Raw genomic sequence first — 19,527 nt, forward strand, 5'->3', positions numbered from 1 at the left:
CGTCTGCCTTTCAGGCGCGATTTCTTCTCTCTTACGAATCACACGGAACCCGCAAAACTCCATCATGGACCCTTCCCCTGGCTTGTCCCTCGCTACAATTTTCGCCGATTTCGGCATGATCCTTTTTGCTCTGATCCTGGTTTTGCTCAACGGCTTTTTCGTTGCGGCGGAATTCGCCATGGTCAAACTGCGCTCGACCCGGGTCGAGGCCATCGCTGAACAGAACGGCTGGCGCGGACACATCCTGCGCACCGTCCACAGTCAGCTCGATGCGTACCTCTCGGCGTGCCAGCTCGGCATCACCCTCGCCTCTCTTGGCCTGGGCTGGGTCGGTGAGCCGGCGTTCGCACACATTCTCGAGCCATTGCTGGAAAGCGTTGGCGTGCAGTCGCCCGAAGTGATCAAAGGCGTGTCGTTCTTCGCCGCGTTCTTCGTGATTTCGTACCTGCACATCGTCGTTGGTGAGCTGGCGCCCAAATCCTGGGCGATCCGTAAACCCGAGTTGCTGTCGCTGTGGACGGCGGTGCCGCTGTACCTGTTCTATTGGGCGATGTACCCGGCGATCTACCTGCTCAACGCCAGCGCCAACGCCATTTTGCGTATCGCCGGCCAAGGTGAACCCGGCCCGCACCACGAACACCATTACAGCCGCGAAGAACTGAAACTGATCCTGCACTCCAGCCGTGGTCAGGACCCGAGCGACCAAGGCATGCGTGTACTGGCCTCGGCGGTGGAAATGGGTGAGCTGGAAGTGGTCGACTGGGCCAACTCCCGGGAAGACCTGATCACCCTCGAATTCAACGCACCACTGAAAGAAATCCTGGCGATGTTCCGTCGCCACAAGTTCAGCCGTTATCCGGTGTACGACAGCGAGCGCCAAGAGTTCGTCGGCCTGCTGCACATCAAGGATCTGCTGCTGGAGCTGGCGGCGCTCGACCACATTCCCGAGTCGTTCAACCTGGCTGAACTGACCCGTCCTTTGGAGCGCGTGTCGCGGCACATGCCGTTGTCGCAGTTGCTGGAGCAGTTCCGCAAGGGCGGCTCGCACTTCGCCGTGGTCGAGGAGGCTGACGGCAACATCATCGGCTACCTGACCATGGAAGACGTGCTGGAAGTGCTGGTCGGCGACATTCAGGACGAACACCGCAAGGCTGAACGCGGGATCCTCGCCTATCAGCCGGGCAAGCTGCTGGTGCGTGGCGATACGCCGTTGTTCAAGGTTGAACGCCTGCTGGGCATCGATCTGGACCACATCGAAGCCGAAACCCTCGCCGGGCTGGTCTACGAAACCCTGAAACGGGTGCCGGAAGAGGAAGAAGTGCTGGAAGTCGAAGGCTTGCGGATCATCATCAAGAAGATGAAAGGGCCGAAGATTGTGCTGGCCAAGGTGTTGATGCTGGATTGATGGGAGTTTGGGAGGCTCTTGTGGCGAGGGGATTTATCCCCGTTGGACGGCGCAGCCGTCCCAAAACCATTGAATGCAGTCAGTTAGTACAGAGTTGCAATATTTGGGGCCGCTTCGCGGCCCAACGGGGATAAATCCACTCGCCACAAAAACCCTCAACACCCTATCGCGCCTACTGTTTGCCCAACGCAAAGTTGGGCAACGCTCCCAGCGGCTGGTTGAACTGATACGGAATCGACACCAGCCCCAGACCGGTATTGCGCTGCACCACAAAGTGCAGGTGCGGGCCGCTGCTGTTGCCGGTGTTGCCCGACAGCGCCAACGGGCTGCCCACCACCACCCGCTGCCCTTCACGAACGCTCACCGACCCTTGCTTGAGATGCAGGTACACACCCATCGTCCCGTCATCGTGCAGCACTCGCACGAAATTGCCGGAAGGGTCAGTGCCGCGTCCACTTTGCGAATTCTCGGTTTTCACCACCACCCCTGCACGCGCGGCAATGATCGGCGTGCCGACCGGCATGGCGATGTCCATCGCATATTTGTTCTTCGGCCCGTAATGGCTGTATTGGCCCTCAGCGCCCTGACTCAAGCGGAACGGCCCGCCCCGCCATGGCAGTGGGTAGCGATAGCCCTGAGCCGTTCCGGCAGGATCACCCAGGGCGTAATGAAACTGCGGTGTATACACCAGCGGTTTGCCGCCGGTAATCGCCTTCAGCAACGCCAATCGCGTATTGCTGCGCGCCGGCAGTACCCGGCGGATCGTTTGAGCGGGCGCGCCACGGACATTGCTCATCCCGGTAAACGCCAGCGCCACCTCAACCGGCGCATACAGATCGTTGCGCACGAACACCACATCGACGCCCTTCTGCTTCTTGATGTCGAGATAGACCTGACGCTCCAGACGTTCGACCATGCGGTCCTGAAAGACGAACACCTGCGAGCCTTTGCTCGGACGGTCGCTGTACGAGACCACGCCGTTGGCATCGGTGGATTTGTAAATGGTCATGGCCACAGCCGAGGTGGAGGCCATGAAAAGACCACAGAAAAACAGCAGGCGCGCGAGCATGGGCAAGAGTCTGTCGAAGTAAGGCCTGGGAATGAGCCTAGCAGCTGAGACAGACCAGGCTAGTCGACAGATGTTTCAAATTGGGCAGCGCGCAAAGCAAAAGATCGCAGCCCGCGGCAGCTCCTGCATTGGAATGCGATTCCTGTAGGAGCTGCCGCAGGCTGCGATCTTTTATCAACGCCCCGCTTACGCGCCGGGAACGAAGTGCTTCTGCGCCGTGCCGCGAGCGATCAGGCGGGAGATGTAGTCGAGCTTCTGTGCGTCCTGGTCGACGAAACGGAAGGTCAGTTGCAGCCAGTCGCTGTCGGCTTTCTGCTCAAAAGCGACGATGGCGTGCAGGTAGCCGTTGAGGCGGGCGATTTCGGCGTTGTCGCCCTGCTCCAGGTCGAGCACGGCGCTGTCGAGGATCTGCGGCAGGGTGTCGGTGCGTTTTACCACCAACAGCGCTTCCTTGATGCTCAGAGCCTTGATCACGCACTGCTGATTACCACTTGGCAGGCGCAACTGGCCTTGACCACGACCACCTGCAGGCGCTGCCGAGGCGGCTGGCGCTTTGACCGGCGGGCTGTTTAGCAAACCACGGGACGGCGCAGCGGCTGGTGTCGGCGCGACAACGGCAGGCTTGGCGAACGGGTTGACCGCCGCGGCTGCCGGAGCGCCGCCGACCACGGCAGGCTTGCCGCCGGTCAATGCGCTCAGGGAGTCGTTGCCGAATGCCGAGTTCATCTTGGTGGGTGCGCTGTTCATCAAGGTGTCGAGCTTGCCGACCTTGTTCAGCGCCTGTTTGACCTTGGTCAGCAGTTGCTCGTTGGTGAACGGCTTGCTGACGTAGCCGGAAACGCCGGCCTGAATCGCCTGGACGACGTTTTCCTTGTCGCCACGGCTGGTGACCATGACGAATGGCATGGTCTTGAGATTGTCTTGCTCGCGGCACCAGGTCAGCAGTTCAAGACCGGACATTTCCGGCATTTCCCAGTCGCACAGGACCAAGTCAAACGCTTCCTTGGCCAGCATGGCCTGGGCCTTTTTACCGTTGACGGCGTCCTCGGTTCGGATCCCCGGGAAGTAGTTACGCAGGCACTTTTTCACCAGGTCACGAATGAACGAAGCATCGTCCACGACCAACACACTGATCTTGCTCATCCAACACCCCTATAAAAATCCCGGCAAGCATACCGCTTTGCTGATGGCACATTGCCAACAATCTTCAGTCACGCCGGGACTTTTCGTTCGCGGGTGCTGCTTTTTAATTCGAAAGTCCCTAACAAAAACGCCCGGCCAAAGGGCCGGGCGCTTTTCTCAGGCAATCTTACTTATCGTCAGCATCGCCCGGAACATTAGCGGTTTCGCCGCTTGTGCCTTCAACTTCTTCCTTCATGCGCTTGAGGCCCATGTGGCGAACGTCAGTGCCGCGCACCAGATAGATCACCAGTTCCGAGATATTGCGCGCGTGGTCGCCGATGCGCTCCAGCGAACGCAGCACCCAGATAATGCTCAAGACCCGCGAGATAGAGCGCGGGTCTTCCATCATGTAGGTGGCCAGCTCACGCAGGGCAGTCTTGTATTCGCGGTCGATGATCTTGTCGTACTGCGCCACCGACAACGCCAGATCGGCGTCGAAGCGGGCAAACGCGTCCAGCGCATCGCGAACCATGTTGCGCACCTGATCGCCGATGTGGCGAACCTCGACGTAACCGCGCGGCGCTTCGCCTTCTTCACACAGTTGAATCGCACGGCGGGCGATTTTGGTCGCTTCGTCGCCGATGCGTTCAAGGTCGATCACCGACTTTGAAATGCTGATGATCAAACGCAGGTCAGACGCCGCAGGCTGACGACGGGCCAGAATGCGCAGGCATTCTTCGTCGATGTTGCGTTCCATCTGGTTGATCTGGTCGTCGATCTCGCGCACCTGCTGAGCCAGACCGGAGTCGGCTTCGATCAGAGCGGTCACCGCGTCGTTGACCTGTTTCTCCACCAGCCCGCCCATGGCCAGGAGGTGGCTGCGCACTTCCTCAAGCTCGGCGTTGAACTGCGCGGAGATGTGATGGGTAAGGCCTTCTTTACTAATCATGTTGGCGTCCTTGGAGCGTCCGGTAAGGTGCGGTGGGCCGCAGCATCAAATTCTGTGAATAACCCGCAACTGTCAGCCGTAGCGACCAGTGATGTAGTCTTCGGTCTGCTTCTTCGCCGGATTGGTGAACAGGGTATCGGTGTCGCCGAATTCCACCAGTTTGCCCATGTACATGAACGCCGTGTAGTCGGACACCCGCGCCGCCTGTTGCATGTTGTGGGTCACGATGACGATGGTGAACTTGGATTTCAGCTCGTAGATCAGCTCTTCAACCTTCAGGGTCGAGATCGGGTCGAGGGCCGAGCACGGTTCGTCGAGCAGCAGCACTTCCGGCTCAACCGCGATGGTGCGGGCGATCACCAGACGCTGCTGCTGACCACCGGACAGACCGAGTGCGGACTCGTGCAGACGGTCTTTGACTTCGTCCCACAATGCCGCGCCTTTCAACGCCCACTCAACGGCTTCGTCGAGGATGCGTTTTTTGTTGATGCCTTGAATGCGCAGACCGTAAACCACGTTTTCGTAGATGGTTTTCGGGAACGGGTTGGGCTTCTGGAACACCATGCCGACGCGACGACGCAGCTCGGCAACGTCTTCGCCTTTGCGATAGATGTTGTTGCCATACAGGTTGATCGCGCCTTCGACGCGGCAGCCGTCAACCAGGTCGTTCATGCGGTTGAAGGTACGCAGCAGTGTGGACTTTCCGCAGCCGGACGGGCCGATGAACGCGGTCACGCGCTGTTTCGGGATGTTCAGGCTGACGTCGTACAGCGCTTGTTTATCGCCGTAGAACAGGTTCAGGCCCGGGACTTCAATGGCCACGGTTTCCTGTTCAAGATTCAGGCTCTGCTTGTCGCGGCCCAGGGCAGACATGTTGATGCCGTGGCTATGTGTTTCGTGCTGCATGGGAGGCTCCCTGTGCTGACAAATTCGGTTCGTTGAACCACTGGCCTTGCCAATGGGTTACTGAAAATCTGTGGCTTGCGCCGATCCTTGTGGGAGTTGGCTTGCCAGCGATGGCATCACCGCGGTGTTACCGGCTGACCGAGTCGCCTGCATCGCTGGCAAGCCAGCTCCCACAGGGTTGGTGTTAACTGTCCAAAGCTTTGTATTTTTCGCGCAGGTGGTTGCGGATATAAACCGCCGACAGGTTCAGTGTCGCGATCACCAGCACCAGCAACAGCGCCGTGGCGTACACCAGCGGGCGGGCCGCTTCGACGTTCGGGCTCTGGAAGCCGACGTCGTAAATGTGGAAGCCCAAGTGCATGATCTTCTGATCCAGGTGCAGGTACGGATAGTTGCCATCCACCGGCAGCGACGGCGCCAGTTTCACCACACCCACCAGCATCAGCGGTGCCACTTCACCGGCGGCACGGGCCACGGCGAGGATCATGCCGGTCATCATGGCCGGGCTGGCCATCGGGATCACAATCTTCCACAAGGTTTCAGCCTTGGTCGCGCCGAGGGCCAACGAGCCTTCGCGCACGGTGCGAGGAATCCGCGCCAGACCTTCTTCGGTCGCGACAATCACCACCGGTACCGCCAGCAGCGCCAGGGTCAGGGACGCCCAGAGCAGCCCCGGTGTACCGAAGGTCGGTGCCGGCAGCGCTTCGGGGAAGAACAAGCGGTCGACCGAACCACCGAGTACGTAAACGAAGAAGCCCAGACCGAACACGCCGTAAACGATCGCCGGAACGCCCGCCAGGTTGTTCACCGCGATACGGATGATCCGCGTCAGGGTGTTCTGCTTGGCGTATTCACGCAGGTACACCGCCGCCAGTACGCCGAACGGGGTAACGATCATCGCCATGATCAGAGTCATCATCACGGTGCCGAAAATCGCCGGGAAGATCCCGCCTTCGGTGTTGGCTTCACGCGGGTCATCCGAGAGGAATTCCCAGATCTTGCTGAAGTAGAAGCCGACCTTGGTGAAGGTGCTCATGGCGTTCGGCTGGTAGGCGTGAACCACTTTACCCAGACCGATTTCGATTTCTTTGCCGTTGGCATCGCGAGCGGTCAACGCATCACGGTTGAACTGCGCATGCAGATCGGCCAGACGCGCTTCGATGTCCTGATAACGGGCGTTCAGTTCGGCGCGCTCGGATTCCATGTCCGCTTGCGCGGTGGCGTCGAGCTTGCCTTCCAGTTCCAGTTTGCGACCGTGCAGACGGATGCGCTCAAGGCCTGCGTTGATTGCACCGATGTCAGTCTTTTCCAGCGACTTCAGTTGTGCAGCCAGACCGTTTACACGGTTGATCCGCGCTTGCAGCTCAGGCCATGCCGCCTCGCCTTCAGCGATGACCTTGCCGTCCTGTTTGACGTTGACCAGGTAGCCGTAGAAGTTGCCCCACTCGCGACGCTCGATCGCCATCAACTCGGGCGGCGTGGTCTGGTTGGTCAGCCACTCGCCGACGATCCATGTGAAGTCGTTGCCGTTCAGGTCACGGTTGCCGACCTTGATCAGCTCGCGAGTCATGAATTCCGGGCCTGCATCCGGCACCGGCAAACCGGCGCTCTTCAGACGGGCACGCGGCACTTCTTCTTTCTGTACCACTTCGCCGACCACGAGGTGCTGGGCCTGGCCCGGCACGTCGTAGCTGGCGTGGATCAGATCCGCCGGCCAGAAGTGACCCAGACCACGCACGGCAATCACCGCCAGCAGGCCAATGGTCATGATGACCGCGATGGACACCGCGCCACCGCTGATCCAGACGCCCGGGGCGCCGCTCTTGAACCATCCTTTCAGGGAGTTCTGTTTCACAGACTTCTACCTTTGCTTAAAGCGACGAGTATTTCTTGCGCAGACGCTGACGAATCAGTTCTGCCAGGGTGTTCATGACGAAGGTGAACAACAGCAGCACCAGCGCCGAGAGGAACAGCACGCGGTAGTGGCTGCCGCCGACTTCCGATTCGGGCATTTCCACCGCGACGTTGGCGGCCAGGGTGCGCAGGCCTTCGAACAGGTTCATTTCCATGACCGGGGTGTTACCGGTGGCCATCAGCACGATCATGGTTTCGCCGACCGCACGGCCCATGCCGATCATCAGCGCCGAGAAGATGCCCGGGCTGGCGGTCAGGATCACCACGCGGGTCATGGTCTGCCAAGGTGTGGCACCGAGGGCCAGCGAACCGAGGGTCAGGCCACGCGGCACGCTGAACACGGCGTCTTCGGCAATCGAATAGATGTTCGGGATCACTGCGAACCCCATGGCCAATCCGACCACCAGAGCGTTGCGCTGGTCGTAGGTGATGCCCAGGTCGTGGGAGATCCACATGCGCATGTCGCCGCCGAAGAACCAGTTCTCCATGAACGGGCTCATGTACAGCGACAGCCAGCCCACAAACAGGATCACCGGAATCAGCAGCGCACTTTCCCAACCGTCCGGGACTTTCAGGCGGATCGACTCAGGCAGACGGCTGAAGGTGAAGCCAGCGACCAGAATGCCGATCGGCAACAGCATCAGCAGGCTGAAGATGCCCGGCAAATGCCCTTCTACATAAGGCGCGAGAAACAGACCGGCGAAGAAACCGAGGATCACCGTCGGCATCGCTTCCATCAACTCGATCACCGGCTTGACCTTGCGGCGCATGCCCGGGGCCATGAAGTACGCGGTGTAGATCGCAGCGGCAACGGCCAGTGGCGCGGCCAGCAGCATCGCGTAGAACGCGGCTTTCAGGGTGCCGAAGGTCAGTGGCGACAGGCTCAGCTTCGGTTCGAAGTCGGTGTTGGCCGCAGTCGATTGCCAGACGTACTTAGGTTCGTCGTAGTTTTCGTACCAGACCTTGCTCCACAGCGCGCTCCAGGAAACTTCCGGGTGCGGGTTATCAAGCAGCAGCGGTTGCAGCTTGCCGCCAGCCTCGACGATCACGCGGTTGGCGCGCGGCGACAGGCCGAACAGGCCCTGGCCCTCAACGACCTGATCAACCAGCAAAGTACGGTGCGCGGTGCTGTGGAACACGCCGAGCTTGCCGCTGGCATCCAGCGCGAGGAAGCCCTTGCGGCGCTCTTCGGCGGTAATCTCAATGATCGGCGACTTGCCCATCTGGAACGTACGAATCTGCTTCAGGCGCTGCTCGCCATCAGGGTCGCGGGCCATGAACCACTGGGCCAGCCCGCCCTTGGAGTCACCGACGATCAGCGAGATACCGCCCACCAGTTGTGTGGTCGCAGTGACTTCGGTATCGGCGTTTTCCAGCAGCTTGTAGCGACCGTTGAGGCTCTTGTCGCGCAGGCTGAATACGTCGGCCTGGGCACGACCGTTGACCACATAAAGCCACTGCTGGCGCGGGTCGACGAAGATGTTTTTAACCGGCTCAGTCATTTGCGGCAGATCGATACGCTTCTGCTCGTTGGTGACTTCGCCGGTCATCATGTTTTCTTCGCTGGTCAGCGACAACACATTGAGTTGCGAACCGGTGGAGCCCACCAGCATCAGCGTCGTATCGGTGGCGTTGAGGCTGACGTGTTCCAGCGCACCGCCGGCTTCGTTCAGCGCGATTGGCGCCTCGCCGTACGGGTATTCGATGGCCGGGGTGATGGTTTTCTTGCCGTCGGGGTAGCTGACTTTATAAGTGTGACGGAACACCAGCGCCTGACCGTTGGACAGACCCACGGCCACCAGCGGATGACCTGGCTGATCTTCACCAATGGAGGTCACGGTTGCACCGGCGGGCAGCGGCAGATCGACGCGCTTCAGTTCAGCGCCACTGTCGATATCGAAGAACAACGCCTGGCCCTTGTCGGAAACGCGCATGGCCACCTGATTCTGCTCTTCGAGCGAAATCATCAGCGGCTTGCCGGCGTCCTGCATCCAGGCCGGAGTGATCGAGTCTTTCGCCGTCAGGTCAGCACCCTGAAACAATGGCGCAACCACGTAGGCGAGGAAGAAGAAGATCAGGGTGATGGCTGCCAGCACCGCCAGACCGCCAACGAGGACGTACCAGCGAGTGAAGCGATCCTTGAGCGCGCGAATGCGGCGCTTGCGTTGCAGCTCAGGCGTATTGAAATCAATGCGCTTGGGAGGATTAGTAGTCATTTGGGAATTGGCCAGATCATTCATGCGCTCACCCTAGCGATCCTGTATGACAGAAAGATGACAATGCAGTGACGCAGCAAATCCACCGCCAGCGGGGCTGGCAGAGGATCAAAAATTTGAGGTGTGTAAAAGGCCGGTCTGCGGGCAGATCCGGCCTTTCACTTGAGCCCGGTGGGGTTCACCCCGGACTCAATTTGTTACTTCTTGGCGACAGCGCCGCCTTCCTGCAGACCCAGGTCAGCCAGTGCTTTTGCAGCAACCTTGGCTGGCAACGGGATGTAGCCGTCTTTCACAACAACTTCCTGACCCTGTTTGGACAGAATCAGTTTGACGAACTCGGCCTCCAGCGGGGCCAGAGGCTTGTTCGGGGCTTTGTTGACGTAAACGTAGAGGAAACGCGACAGCGGATACTTGCCGTTCAGGGCGTTTTCTTCGGTGTCTTCGATGAAATCGGTGCTGCCTTTCTTGGCCAGAGCTACCGTTTTCACGCTTGCGGTCTTGTAGCCGATACCCGAGTAACCAACGCCGTTCAGCGAGGAGCTGATCGACTGCACGACCGAAGCCGAACCAGGTTGTTCGTTGACGTTTGGCTTGAAGTCGCCTTTGCACAAGGCTTCTTCTTTGAAGTAGCCGTAGGTGCCCGATACCGAGTTACGACCGAACAACTGAACCGGCTTGTTCGCCAGGTCGCCGGTCACACCTAGGTCGCCCCAGGTTTTCACGTCGGTTTTAGCACCGCAAAGGCGAGTGGACGAGAAGATCGCGTCGACTTGCTCCATGGTCAGCCCTTTGATCGGGTTGTCCTTGTGTACGAATACTGCCAAGGCATCCACGGCAACCGGAATAGCGGTTGGCTTGTAGCCATATTTGGTTTCGAAGGCTTGCAGCTCGTTGTCCTTCATCTTGCGGCTCATCGGGCCCAGGTTAGCGGTGCCTTCAGTCAGCGCAGGTGGCGCGGTCGAAGAACCGGCGGCCTGAATCTGGATGTTTACGTTCGGATATTCTTTTTTGTAGTTCTCAGCCCACAGGGTCATGAGGTTGGCCAGGGTATCGGAGCCGACGCTGGACAGGTTGCCCGACACACCAGTGGTCTTGGTGTAGCTCGGGATAGCAGGGTCAACAGCGGCAACCGCGTTGGCAGTCGCAACGCCAGCAGCGACAAAAGTCATTGCCGCCATCAAACGCTTCAGTTTCATGCCTTACTCCTAGCAGATAGGGTGTGTTAAGTCGGGGCCAAGTATCAGCAGGCCGTGTGAACACTCTATGGCTGAAATATGACAATTGGATGAAAGGCCAGTATTCGGGTTTTACAAGATGATTCGGGGTGCCCCCATTCGCAAGCAGGCTCGCTCCCACCGTTTGAAATGCATTCCAATCTGGGAGCGAGCCTGCTCGCGAAGAGTCCGGTACTGCTTGAGGAGATTTCGGATCAGCGCCCCTTCTTCCAGAGCCACGCGCCAACAAGAATCCCCATCGCACACAGCACCGCCACATAGTAGGCAGGCCCCATCGGGCTTTCCTTGAGCAGCAGACTCACCACCATCGGCGTCAAACCACCAAAGATCGCGTAAGCCACGTTGTACGAGAACGACAATCCGCTAAAGCGCACCACCGGCGGGAAGGCTTTAACCATCACATAGGGCACCGCACCGATGGTGCCGACCAGAAACCCGGTCAGCGCATACAACGGGAACAGCCAGTTCGGGTGATCGGCAAGGCTGTGATAGAAGGTCCACGAGCTGGCCAGCAGACCGAGGCAACCGAAGACAAATACACGACCGGCGCCGAAACGATCCGCCAGTGCGCCGGAAATGATGCAACCGATGCTCAGTAACACGATGGCCAGACTATTCGACTGCAGCGACTCGGTCGGCGAGAAGTGATAGACCGTTTGCAGCACGGTCGGGGTCATCAGAATAACGACGACGATCCCGGCAGAAAGCAACCAGGTCAGCAGCATCGAGATCGCAATCGCGCCGCGATGGTCACGCAGCACCGCGCGCAGCGGCACTTCTTCTGCCAACGCCTTGCGCTGTTGCAACTCGGCGAACACCGGAGTTTCGTGCAGCCAGCGGCGCAGATAGACCGAGAACAGGCCGAACACACCACCGAGCAGGAAGGGGATCCGCCAGGCGTAATCGGACACTTCGGCAGGTGTATAAATGCTGTTGATCGCGGTGGCGACCAGCGAGCCGAGCAGGATGCCGGCGGTCAGGCCACTGGTGAGAGTGCCGCAGGCGTAACCCATGTGCTTTTGCGGTACGTGTTCGGAAACAAAGACCCACGCCCCCGGCACTTCACCGCCAATCGCCGCGCCTTGAATCACGCGCATCAACAATAGAAGAATCGGCGCCCACATGCCGATCTGCGCATAGGTTGGCAGCAGACCCATGATCAGGGTCGGCACGGCCATCATGAAAATGCTCAGGGTGAACATCTTCTTGCGCCCCAGCAGGTCGCCGAAGTGCGCCATGACGATGCCGCCCAGCGGCCGCGCGAGGTAACCGGCGGCAAAGATGCCGAAGGTCTGCATCAGGCGCAGCCACTCAGGCATGTCGGCCGGAAAGAACAACTTGCCGACCACGGTGGCGAAGAACACAAAGATGATGAAATCGTAAAACTCCAGCGCACCGCCCAGGGCCGATAGCGACAGAGTCTTGTAGTCATTGCGGGTTAACGGTCGTGCGGGTTGGTCGGGCTGCGCGAGGCTCGAAGGCGCTGTGGTCATGGCAAGGGCTTCTCTTATAGGCGGATCTGCGACTCCAACAACGCTGGCTGGAGCTTTGGCAGGTTCGGCACCATAGCAAATTGTTCGAAAAAGCACATAGAGGCGCGTATTTGACGGTCAAAATCAGAACCGGGTGGTCGTCGCGGAGTCTACCGACCGATATACTCGCAACCTTGCCCCGGTTTGTAGGGGGTTGCTGTGCGAAAACGTCGTTGGCCCGCCCTTTAACGGAGCAGCCGGTTTCGCAGAGTTTCCCTTTAGGCGCCTTATGGAAAACGTGACGAACGTAGTATGTTCGGTGCTGAATCGTTTTTCCCGAAGACGGCTACCACCAGCAATACCAACAAGAGTCACGGGTCAGAGGCACCCCCGGCATGATAGAGCTCGAACAAGAAGATCCAATCCCGCAAGGCGACCTGGCCTTGCAAATCACCGCTCTCCCGCGTGAAACCAACGGCTTTGGCGATATTTTCGGCGGCTGGCTGGTGGCGCAAATGGATTTGGCCGGCACAGCGATGGCCAGCCGTGTCGCCGGAGGCCGCGTGGCCACCGTCGCTATCGACCGCATGGCGTTCCTGGTTCCGGTCGCCGTTGGCGCACAATTGTCCTTTTATACCCAGACCCTGGAAATCGGCCGCAGCTCGATCCAGATGATGGTCGAAGTGTGGAGCGACGATCCGTTGTCCAGCGAGTGGCGCAAAGTGACCGAAGCGGTTTTCGTCTTCGTCGCCATCGACGGCAGCGGTCGCACCCGCTCGGTTCCGCCACGCGCACGTTAAACATTGCGGCCGATTTGCGGTCGATAGTCGTCCCAAGTGTCTGATCGAGAGCTGCCCCATGAACACGCCCAACGTTGAAGCCGTGAAACTGGATGAACTGAACTGCTGGCGCATCCGCCACGGTCAGGCCGAAGTGCTGGTAGCCCAGCAAGGCGCGCACATCCTCAGTTATCAGGTTGACGGCCAGCCGCCGATCATCTGGCTCAACGACAAGGCCGAGTTCAAGACCGGTAAGAGCATCCGTGCGGGCGTGCCGGTGTGCTGGCCGTGGTTCGGCAAATTCGAACGCAACCCGCAGAACGTGCAGGCCATGTACACCGGTGAGCAACCCGCACCCGCGCACGGTCTTGTACGGGCGATGGATTGGGCGTTGGGCGGCATCGAATCGGAGGCTGACGGCATCAAGGTCGAGTTCAAACTGCCCTACCCCGAAGGTGGCCTGCCGGGCTGGCCGCATCAGGTCGATCTGACCCTGACCCTGCACTTGTCCGAGCAACTGAGCTTCAGCCTGACCAGCCATAATCGTGGCACTGACACCGTCAACCTGAGCCAGGCGCTGCACACGTACTTCGCCGTCAGCGATGTGCGCAATGTGCATGTCGACGGTGTGGACGGTTTGAATTACATCGAGACCCTGGACGACTGGAAGACCAACGCCCAGAAAGGCGACCTGCATTTTGCTGGCGAAACCGACCGCATCTACCTCGACGCCCCGCCGCAACTGAGCATCGTCGATCCGGCCTGGGAACGACGCATTGTGCTGACGGCTACCGGTTCGCGCACCGCTGTGATCTGGAATCCGTGGATCGACCGCGCAGCAGCGCTGGCCGACATGGATAACGATGGCTGGCAGCGCATGCTGTGTATCGAGACGGCGAATGTGATGGACGACGTGGTGAATCTGGCGCCGGGCGCGAGCCACACCATGGGCGTCAGCGTCGCCAGCAAACCGCTTTAAGATCAAAAGATCGCAGCCTTCGGCAGCTCCTACAGGGAAATGCATTCCAATGTAGGAGCTGCCGAAGGCTGCGATCTTTTGCTTTAGAGATCCGATTCCTGCACCACCCGCACTTTGTCCGCTTCCAACGCATACGCCGCATCAGCCAGATCATTGCTGACCTTCTCGACCTTCAGCGTGCCGGTGACCCACAGCGGCGTGTAGATATCATCAAGCTTCAAACCCTTCGGATAACGCACCAGCACCAGTTGATTCGGCGGCGGTGGCGGCACGTGGATGCATGCGCCCGGGTACGGCACAAGGAAGAACAAGGTGCTGCGACCCTTCGCATCGGATTCCAGCGGCACCGGATAACCACCGATGCGGATGTGCTTGTCGTTCATCGACGCCACGGTTTTGGTCGAGTACATCACCGCCGGCAGACCTTTGGCCTGTTTCATACCGCCCTTCTCGGTGAAGGTGCCGGTGGCTTCCGGGGAGTTGTGGTCGATGTCGGGCATGGCCTCAAGGGCCTTTTGATCCGACTTGGGCATCAGTTCGAGCCAGTCGGTTTCCGGCAGTTCGCCGGCGTGGGCCAAACCGCTGCCCAGGAAGAGGAGAGTCAACAGAAGACGGCGCATGAAGGTGCTCGGTATAGAAAGGAATGAACGCTGAATCGCCGAGCATTCTAGCCCTCCCCGCCCGATTGGCAGAGAGGGCTTTGTCGCTTTGGATCACTTCTTTTTGATCAGGCCGTAGATCACCAGCAACACGATCGCGCCAACCAGTGCGCCGATGAAACCTGCGCCCTCGCCCGCCCGATAGATGCCCAGGGCCTGGCCGCCGTAGGTGGCTGCCAGCGAACCGCCGATACCGAGCAGGATGGTCATGATCCAGCCCATGCTGTCATCGCCCGGTTTCAGGAACCGAGCCAGCAGGCCGACGATCAAGCCGATAAAGATGGTTCCGATAATTCCCATGGCATTTCCCTCTGATTTGGTAGATACGCGAAAGACTAGTCAGAGTTTCGCATCCTGCCATGAGAGAACGGCGGCCCCTGAATGGTTCCGCCGCTGCCACATGAAACTGTTTTACTCGGCGATCAGCGCTTCGACCTTGAGGATCTGCGCTTCAAGCGTGGCCTTGTCGGCGCAGCGCAGGTTGGCATGACCGACCTTGCGCCCGGCCTTGAAGGCCTTGCCGTAGTGGTGCAGATGGCAGTCTTCGATGGCGATGACTTTCTCCACCGGAGGAACCACACCGATAAAGTTGAGCATCGCGCTCTCGCCGACCTTGGCCGTCGAACCCAGCGGCAGACCGGCAACGGCACGCAGGTGGTTTTCGAACTGGCTGCACTCGGCGCCTTCGGTGGTCCAGTGCCCGGAGTTGTGCACGCGCGGAGCGATTTCGTTGGCCTTGAGGCCACCGTCGACTTCAAAGAACTCGAACGCCATCACGCCCACATAGTCGAGCTGCTTCAGCACACGGCTGGAGTAGTCTTCGGCCAACGCCTGCAACGGGTGATCGGTGCTGGCCACGGACAGCTTGAGGATGCCGCTGTCGTGGGTGTTATGCACCAGCGGATAGAACCTGGTTTCGCCATCGCGGGCACGCACGGCGATCAGCGAGACTTCACCAGTGAACGGCACGAAGCCTTCCAGCAAGCAGGCGACGCTACCGAGTTCGGCAAAGGTGCCGACCACGTCTTCGGGTTTGCGCAGGACTTTCTGACCCTTGCCGTCGTAACCCAAGGTGCGGGTTTTCAGCACGGCAGGCAGACCGATTGACGCCACGGCGGCATCCAGATCGGCTTGCGACTGGATGTCGGCGAAGGCCGGGGTCGGAATGCCCAGGTCCTTGAACATGCTCTTTTCGAACCAGCGGTCGCGAGCAATGCGCAGGGCTTCGGCGCTCGGGTAAACCGGTACGAATTGCGAAAGGAACGCCACGGTTTCAGCCGGGACGCTTTCGAACTCGAAGGTCACCAGATCGACTTCATCAGCCAGTTGACGCAGATGATCCTGATCGCCGTAATCGGCCCGCAGGTGTTCGCCCAGCGCAGCGGCGCAAGCGTCCGGCGCAGGGTCGAGGAAAGCGAAGTTCATGCCCAGCGGGGTGCCCGCCAGGGCCAACATGCGACCCAACTGGCCGCCACCGATTACACCGATCTTCATCTCAACAACCTCAGGCAATACGTGGGTCTGGATTGTCCAGGACGCTGTCTGTCTGCTCGGCACGGAAGGTTTTCAGTACCGCGTGGAACTGTGGATGCTTGGCACCGAGGATGCTCGCCGAGAGCAGGGCGGCGTTGATCGCGCCTGCTTTGCCGATGGCCAGTGTAGCGACCGGAATACCGGCCGGCATCTGTACGATCGACAGCAGCGAATCCACGCCCGAAAGCATCGACGACTGCACCGGAACACCCAGCACCGGCAGGTGGGTCTTGGCCGCACACATGCCTGGCAAGTGGGCTGCGCCGCCGGCACCGGCGATAATCACCTCGATGCCGCGGCTTTCAGCCTCTTCGGCGTACTGGAACAGCAGATCCGGGGTGCGGTGGGCAGAAACCACCTTGACCTCGTACGGGATGCCGAGCTTTTCCAGCATATCGGCGGTGTGGCTAAGGGTGGACCAATCGGACTTGGAGCCCATGATCACGCCAACCAGTGCACTCATCGTCGCGCCTCTTCTCTCTGGGCGCCCGCAGGCGCGTCAAAAACAACAAGCCACGCAGAATGCGTGGCTTGTTGTAGGAAAAATGGCCGGACGTACCGGCCGAAGGCCGCGCAGTATACCGCAAAGAAAGCAATAAACAGCCCCCGTCACGACCATCTGTCACCTGCCGCAAAAGCCCGGTTTTATTGACCTGAAGGTCAGCCAAAAAGATCAAAAGATCGCAACCTTCGGCAGCTCTTACAGGGGAACTCATTTCAACATGTAGGAGCTGCCGAAGGCTGCGATCTTTTCCCTCAGGCACCATCCATCAGGAAGCTTGTGCAGCCCCGCCTTCAAGCTTGCGCCACAACAACCGCACGTTGGCCTTGCGCACCAGCGCGCAGCGATACAGACGAATCTCCAGCGGCACATGCCATTGCGCGCCGCCGCATACGACGAGTTCGCCCCGGGCCAGTTCGGCACGCACGCTCAACTGCGGCACCCAGGCAATCCCGAGTCCTTCCAGCGCCATGCTCTTCAGGCTGTCGGCCATGGCGGTTTCGTAGATCGTGGTAAAACGCAGTTGACGCTGACGCAGCAAACCATTCACCGAACGTCCGAGAAACGCCCCGGCGCTATACGCCAGCAGCGGCACGCTGGCGTCACCTTCCAGATCGAACAGCGGCTTGCCATCGGCATCCGCCGCGCACACCGGGAGCATTTCGGTCTGGCCCAAATGCAGCGACGGGAAGATTTCCGGGTCCATCTGCATCGCCGCATCCGGGTCATAGAACGCCAGCATCAGGTCGCAGCCACCTTCACGCAACGCATGCACCGCGTCGCCGACGTTGGTCGCGACCAATCGCGTGGCGATGTTCAAGCCTTCATTACGCAACTGCGCGATCCAGCGCGGGAAGAAGCCCAGCGCCAGCGAGTGCGCGGCAGCCACTTGCATCACTTCACCCTGCCCGCCTTCCAGATGATGCAGATGGCGCAGCACTTCGCCGAGCTGTTCGACCACGGTGCGCGCGGTCACCAGAAACAGCTGCCCCGCCGCCGTCAGTTCGACTGGCGTACGCGAGCGGTTGACCAATGTCAGCCCCAGCGCGGCTTCCAGGCTGCGGATCCGCCGACTGAACGCCGGCTGGGTCACGAAGCGTCGTTCGGCGGCCTGCGAGAAGCTGCGGGTGGCGGCCAGAGCACTGAAGTCCTCAAGCCATTTGCTTTCCAGATTCATCACGTCCTCCCGGACACGCACCAAAACAGGTCACACGTCTGCCGCGCACGCGGCGTCACACGGGCATTATGCCGAATGTGCATAGGTCAGTGCTGAACAGCATTGGCCCAAAATTTCCTACAAGCCTAGCATTCGCAGCGTTCCGGCATCGACCGGGTCCATATCGAGATGATTTCTATCATGTCCTCCGCTGCATCTTTCCGCACAGAAAACGACCTGCTTGGCGCCCTCGAAGTACCGGCTCAAGCGTATTACGGCATCCAGACCCTGCGAGCGGTGAACAACTTCCGCCTCTCGGGCGTTCCGATTTCGCATTACCCGAAACTGGTTGTGGGTCTGGCGATGGTCAAACAGGCCGCCGCTGACGCCAACCGTGAGTTGGGTCACCTGAGCGAAGCCAAGCACGCAGCCATCAGCGAAGCCTGTGCCCGATTGATCCGCGGTGATTTCCACGAAGAGTTCGTGGTCGACATGATTCAAGGTGGCGCCGGTACTTCCACCAACATGAACGCCAACGAAGTGATCGCCAACATTGCTCTGGAAGCAATGGGTCACCAGAAAGGCGAGTACCAGTACCTGCACCCGAACGACGACGTGAACATGGCGCAGTCGACCAACGACGCCTACCCGACGGCCATCCGCCTGGGTCTGCTGTTGGGTCACGACACCCTGCTCGCCAGCCTCGACAGCCTGATTCAGGCATTCGCAGCCAAGGGCAAGGAATTCGATCACGTCCTGAAAATGGGCCGTACCCAGCTGCAAGACGCTGTGCCGATGACCCTCGGCCAGGAATTCCGTGCTTTCGCCACCACCATGGGCGAAGACCTGGCCCGTCTGAAGACGCTGGCCCCGGAACTGCTGACTGAAGTGAACCTGGGTGGCACCGCGATCGGTACCGGCATCAACGCCGACCCGCGCTATCAGGCCTTGGCTGTGCAGCGTCTGGCGCTGATCAGCGGTCAACCGGTGGTACCGGCGGCCGACCTGATCGAAGCCACCTCCGACATGGGCGCCTTCGTCCTGTTCTCCGGCATGCTCAAGCGCACCGCGGTCAAGCTGTCGAAGATCTGCAACGACTTGCGCCTGCTGTCCAGCGGTCCACGCACTGGCATCAACGAAATCAACCTGCCGGCGCGTCAGCCGGGCAGCTCGATCATGCCCGGCAAGGTCAACCCGGTAATCCCGGAAGCCGTTAACCAGGTGGCGTTCCAGGTCATCGGTAACGACTTGGCGCTGACCATGGCGGCCGAAGGCGGCCAGTTGCAACTGAACGTGATGGAGCCGCTGATCGCGTTCAAGATCTTCGACTCGATCCGCCTGCTGCAACGCGCCATGGACATGCTGCGCGAGCACTGCATCGTCGGCATCACCGCCAACGAAGCCCGCTGCCGTGAACTGGTCGAACATTCGATCGGTCTGGTCACCGCGCTGAACCCGTACATCGGCTACAAAAACGCCACCCGCATCGCCCGTATCGCCCTTGAAAGCGGCCGCGGCGTGCTGGAACTGGTGCGCGAAGAAGGTCTGCTCGACGAAGCCAGTCTCGCCGACATCCTGCGCCCGGAAAACATGATTGCTCCGCGTCTGGTTCCGCTCAAAGGCTGAACCGA

At 59.9% G+C, this 19,527-nt stretch carries 17 protein-coding genes; 4 read left to right on the forward strand and 13 right to left on the reverse strand.

All coding sequences use genetic code 11. From position 1 onward, the window contains the following. The first annotated feature begins 64 nt into the window (after positions 1 to 64). Complete coding sequence (locus PSH79_RS27540; protein ID WP_116028549.1) at positions 65 to 1,405, forward strand: hemolysin family protein; 1,341 nt, start codon at positions 65 to 67, stop codon at positions 1,403 to 1,405. Positions 1,406 to 1,577: 172 nt separating this feature from the next. On the opposite strand, the gene PSH79_RS27545 is transcribed toward PSH79_RS27540, so the two are convergent. The 8 genes from PSH79_RS27545 to PSH79_RS27580 all read right to left on the reverse strand — a co-directional run bounded on the left by PSH79_RS27545 (position 1,578) and on the right by PSH79_RS27580 (position 12,309). Then, complete coding sequence (locus PSH79_RS27545) at positions 1,578 to 2,474, reverse strand: M23 family metallopeptidase (RefSeq protein WP_305440528.1); 897 nt, start codon at positions 2,472 to 2,474, stop codon at positions 1,578 to 1,580. A 186-nt stretch (positions 2,475 to 2,660) separates the two neighbouring features. Beyond that, positions 2,661 to 3,617, reverse strand: a complete 957-nt coding sequence (locus PSH79_RS27550; RefSeq protein ID WP_305440530.1) for a response regulator — start codon at positions 3,615 to 3,617, stop codon at positions 2,661 to 2,663. 166 nt (positions 3,618 to 3,783) lie between these two features. Further along, on the reverse strand, positions 3,784 to 4,545 hold the full coding sequence (phoU, locus tag PSH79_RS27555; protein ID WP_007954334.1) for a phosphate signaling complex protein PhoU: 762 nt from the start codon (positions 4,543 to 4,545) through the stop codon (positions 3,784 to 3,786). Between the two features lie 72 nt (positions 4,546 to 4,617). Continuing rightward, positions 4,618 to 5,451, reverse strand: coding sequence for a phosphate ABC transporter ATP-binding protein PstB (pstB, locus tag PSH79_RS27560; protein WP_187677153.1), 834 nt, complete (start codon positions 5,449 to 5,451; stop codon positions 4,618 to 4,620). Positions 5,452 to 5,635: 184 nt separating this feature from the next. After that, positions 5,636 to 7,306 carry a phosphate ABC transporter permease PstA gene (gene pstA / locus PSH79_RS27565; protein ID WP_305440531.1) on the reverse strand — a complete coding sequence of 557 codons (1,671 nt, stop codon included), beginning with the start codon at positions 7,304 to 7,306 and terminating at the stop codon, positions 5,636 to 5,638. Positions 7,307 to 7,322: 16 nt separating this feature from the next. Then, positions 7,323 to 9,356: an ABC transporter permease subunit gene (locus tag PSH79_RS27570; RefSeq protein WP_305444112.1), complete on the reverse strand. Its 2,034-nt coding sequence runs from the start codon at positions 9,354 to 9,356 to the stop codon at positions 7,323 to 7,325. A gap of 422 nt (positions 9,357 to 9,778) precedes the next feature. Then, the gene (locus PSH79_RS27575) at positions 9,779 to 10,777 is read right to left on the reverse strand and encodes a phosphate ABC transporter substrate-binding protein PstS (RefSeq protein WP_042561820.1); all 999 of its coding nucleotides are present in this window, start codon (positions 10,775 to 10,777) and stop codon (positions 9,779 to 9,781) included. Positions 10,778 to 11,010: 233 nt separating this feature from the next. After that, positions 11,011 to 12,309, reverse strand: a complete 1,299-nt coding sequence (locus tag PSH79_RS27580; protein ID WP_305440532.1) for an MFS transporter — start codon at positions 12,307 to 12,309, stop codon at positions 11,011 to 11,013. Between the two features lie 374 nt (positions 12,310 to 12,683). Here PSH79_RS27580 and PSH79_RS27585 point away from each other — a divergent pair, with 374 nt between their 5' ends. Both PSH79_RS27585 and PSH79_RS27590 read left to right on the forward strand, forming a co-directional pair. After that, positions 12,684 to 13,088 (forward strand): acyl-CoA thioesterase, encoded by a 405-nt coding sequence (locus PSH79_RS27585; RefSeq protein WP_003229628.1) that lies wholly within the window; start codon positions 12,684 to 12,686, stop codon positions 13,086 to 13,088. A gap of 58 nt (positions 13,089 to 13,146) precedes the next feature. After that, complete coding sequence (locus PSH79_RS27590) at positions 13,147 to 14,046, forward strand: D-hexose-6-phosphate mutarotase (protein ID WP_305440533.1); 900 nt, start codon at positions 13,147 to 13,149, stop codon at positions 14,044 to 14,046. Positions 14,047 to 14,129: 83 nt separating this feature from the next. Here PSH79_RS27590 and PSH79_RS27595 read toward each other — a convergent pair whose 3' ends face one another. The 5 genes from PSH79_RS27595 to PSH79_RS27615 form a co-directional block, all read right to left on the reverse strand. Beyond that, positions 14,130 to 14,666, reverse strand: a complete 537-nt coding sequence (locus PSH79_RS27595) for a DUF3299 domain-containing protein (RefSeq protein WP_305440534.1) — start codon at positions 14,664 to 14,666, stop codon at positions 14,130 to 14,132. 93 nt (positions 14,667 to 14,759) lie between these two features. Continuing rightward, positions 14,760 to 15,005 (reverse strand): GlsB/YeaQ/YmgE family stress response membrane protein, encoded by a 246-nt coding sequence (locus PSH79_RS27600; protein WP_187677158.1) that lies wholly within the window; start codon positions 15,003 to 15,005, stop codon positions 14,760 to 14,762. 111 nt (positions 15,006 to 15,116) lie between these two features. Further along, on the reverse strand, positions 15,117 to 16,199 hold the full coding sequence (locus PSH79_RS27605) for a 5-(carboxyamino)imidazole ribonucleotide synthase (protein ID WP_305440535.1): 1,083 nt from the start codon (positions 16,197 to 16,199) through the stop codon (positions 15,117 to 15,119). A 10-nt stretch (positions 16,200 to 16,209) separates the two neighbouring features. Continuing rightward, positions 16,210 to 16,701, reverse strand: coding sequence for a 5-(carboxyamino)imidazole ribonucleotide mutase (gene purE, locus PSH79_RS27610; protein WP_095081226.1), 492 nt, complete (start codon positions 16,699 to 16,701; stop codon positions 16,210 to 16,212). A gap of 307 nt (positions 16,702 to 17,008) precedes the next feature. Beyond that, positions 17,009 to 17,917, reverse strand: a complete 909-nt coding sequence (locus PSH79_RS27615) for a LysR substrate-binding domain-containing protein (protein ID WP_305440537.1) — start codon at positions 17,915 to 17,917, stop codon at positions 17,009 to 17,011. A gap of 180 nt (positions 17,918 to 18,097) precedes the next feature. On the opposite strand from PSH79_RS27615, the gene aspA reads away from it, so the two are divergent. Next, positions 18,098 to 19,522 carry an aspartate ammonia-lyase gene (aspA, locus tag PSH79_RS27620; RefSeq protein ID WP_187677160.1) on the forward strand — a complete coding sequence of 475 codons (1,425 nt, stop codon included), beginning with the start codon at positions 18,098 to 18,100 and terminating at the stop codon, positions 19,520 to 19,522. The last annotated feature ends 5 nt before the right edge of the window (positions 19,523 to 19,527 follow it).

It is taken from the genome of Pseudomonas sp. FP2196 (genome assembly GCF_030687715.1).
GTDB lineage: Bacteria > Pseudomonadota > Gammaproteobacteria > Pseudomonadales > Pseudomonadaceae > Aquipseudomonas.

Excerpts from the sequence above, each read along its gene's own strand:
- PSH79_RS27540 (WP_116028549.1), top strand. The coding sequence starts at position 65 with ATGGACCCTTCCCCTGGCTTGTCCCTCGCTACAATTTTCGCCGATTTC.
- PSH79_RS27545 (WP_305440528.1), bottom strand. The coding sequence starts at position 2,474 with ATGCTCGCGCGCCTGCTGTTTTTCTGTGGTCTTTTCATGGCCTCCACC.
- PSH79_RS27550 (WP_305440530.1), bottom strand. The coding sequence starts at position 3,617 with ATGAGCAAGATCAGTGTGTTGGTCGTGGACGATGCTTCGTTCATTCGT.
- phoU (WP_007954334.1), bottom strand. The coding sequence starts at position 4,545 with ATGATTAGTAAAGAAGGCCTTACCCATCACATCTCCGCGCAGTTCAAC.
- pstB (WP_187677153.1), bottom strand. The coding sequence starts at position 5,451 with ATGCAGCACGAAACACATAGCCACGGCATCAACATGTCTGCCCTGGGC.
- PSH79_RS27570 (WP_305444112.1), bottom strand. The coding sequence starts at position 9,356 with ATGCAGGACGCCGGCAAGCCGCTGATGATTTCGCTCGAAGAGCAGAAT.
- PSH79_RS27575 (WP_042561820.1), bottom strand. The coding sequence starts at position 10,777 with ATGAAACTGAAGCGTTTGATGGCGGCAATGACTTTTGTCGCTGCTGGC.
- PSH79_RS27580 (WP_305440532.1), bottom strand. The coding sequence starts at position 12,309 with ATGACCACAGCGCCTTCGAGCCTCGCGCAGCCCGACCAACCCGCACGA.
- PSH79_RS27585 (WP_003229628.1), top strand. The coding sequence starts at position 12,684 with ATGATAGAGCTCGAACAAGAAGATCCAATCCCGCAAGGCGACCTGGCC.
- PSH79_RS27590 (WP_305440533.1), top strand. The coding sequence starts at position 13,147 with ATGAACACGCCCAACGTTGAAGCCGTGAAACTGGATGAACTGAACTGC.
- PSH79_RS27595 (WP_305440534.1), bottom strand. The coding sequence starts at position 14,666 with ATGCGCCGTCTTCTGTTGACTCTCCTCTTCCTGGGCAGCGGTTTGGCC.
- PSH79_RS27600 (WP_187677158.1), bottom strand. The coding sequence starts at position 15,005 with ATGGGAATTATCGGAACCATCTTTATCGGCTTGATCGTCGGCCTGCTG.
- PSH79_RS27605 (WP_305440535.1), bottom strand. The coding sequence starts at position 16,199 with ATGAAGATCGGTGTAATCGGTGGCGGCCAGTTGGGTCGCATGTTGGCC.
- purE (WP_095081226.1), bottom strand. The coding sequence starts at position 16,701 with ATGAGTGCACTGGTTGGCGTGATCATGGGCTCCAAGTCCGATTGGTCC.
- PSH79_RS27615 (WP_305440537.1), bottom strand. The coding sequence starts at position 17,917 with ATGAATCTGGAAAGCAAATGGCTTGAGGACTTCAGTGCTCTGGCCGCC.
- aspA (WP_187677160.1), top strand. The coding sequence starts at position 18,098 with ATGTCCTCCGCTGCATCTTTCCGCACAGAAAACGACCTGCTTGGCGCC.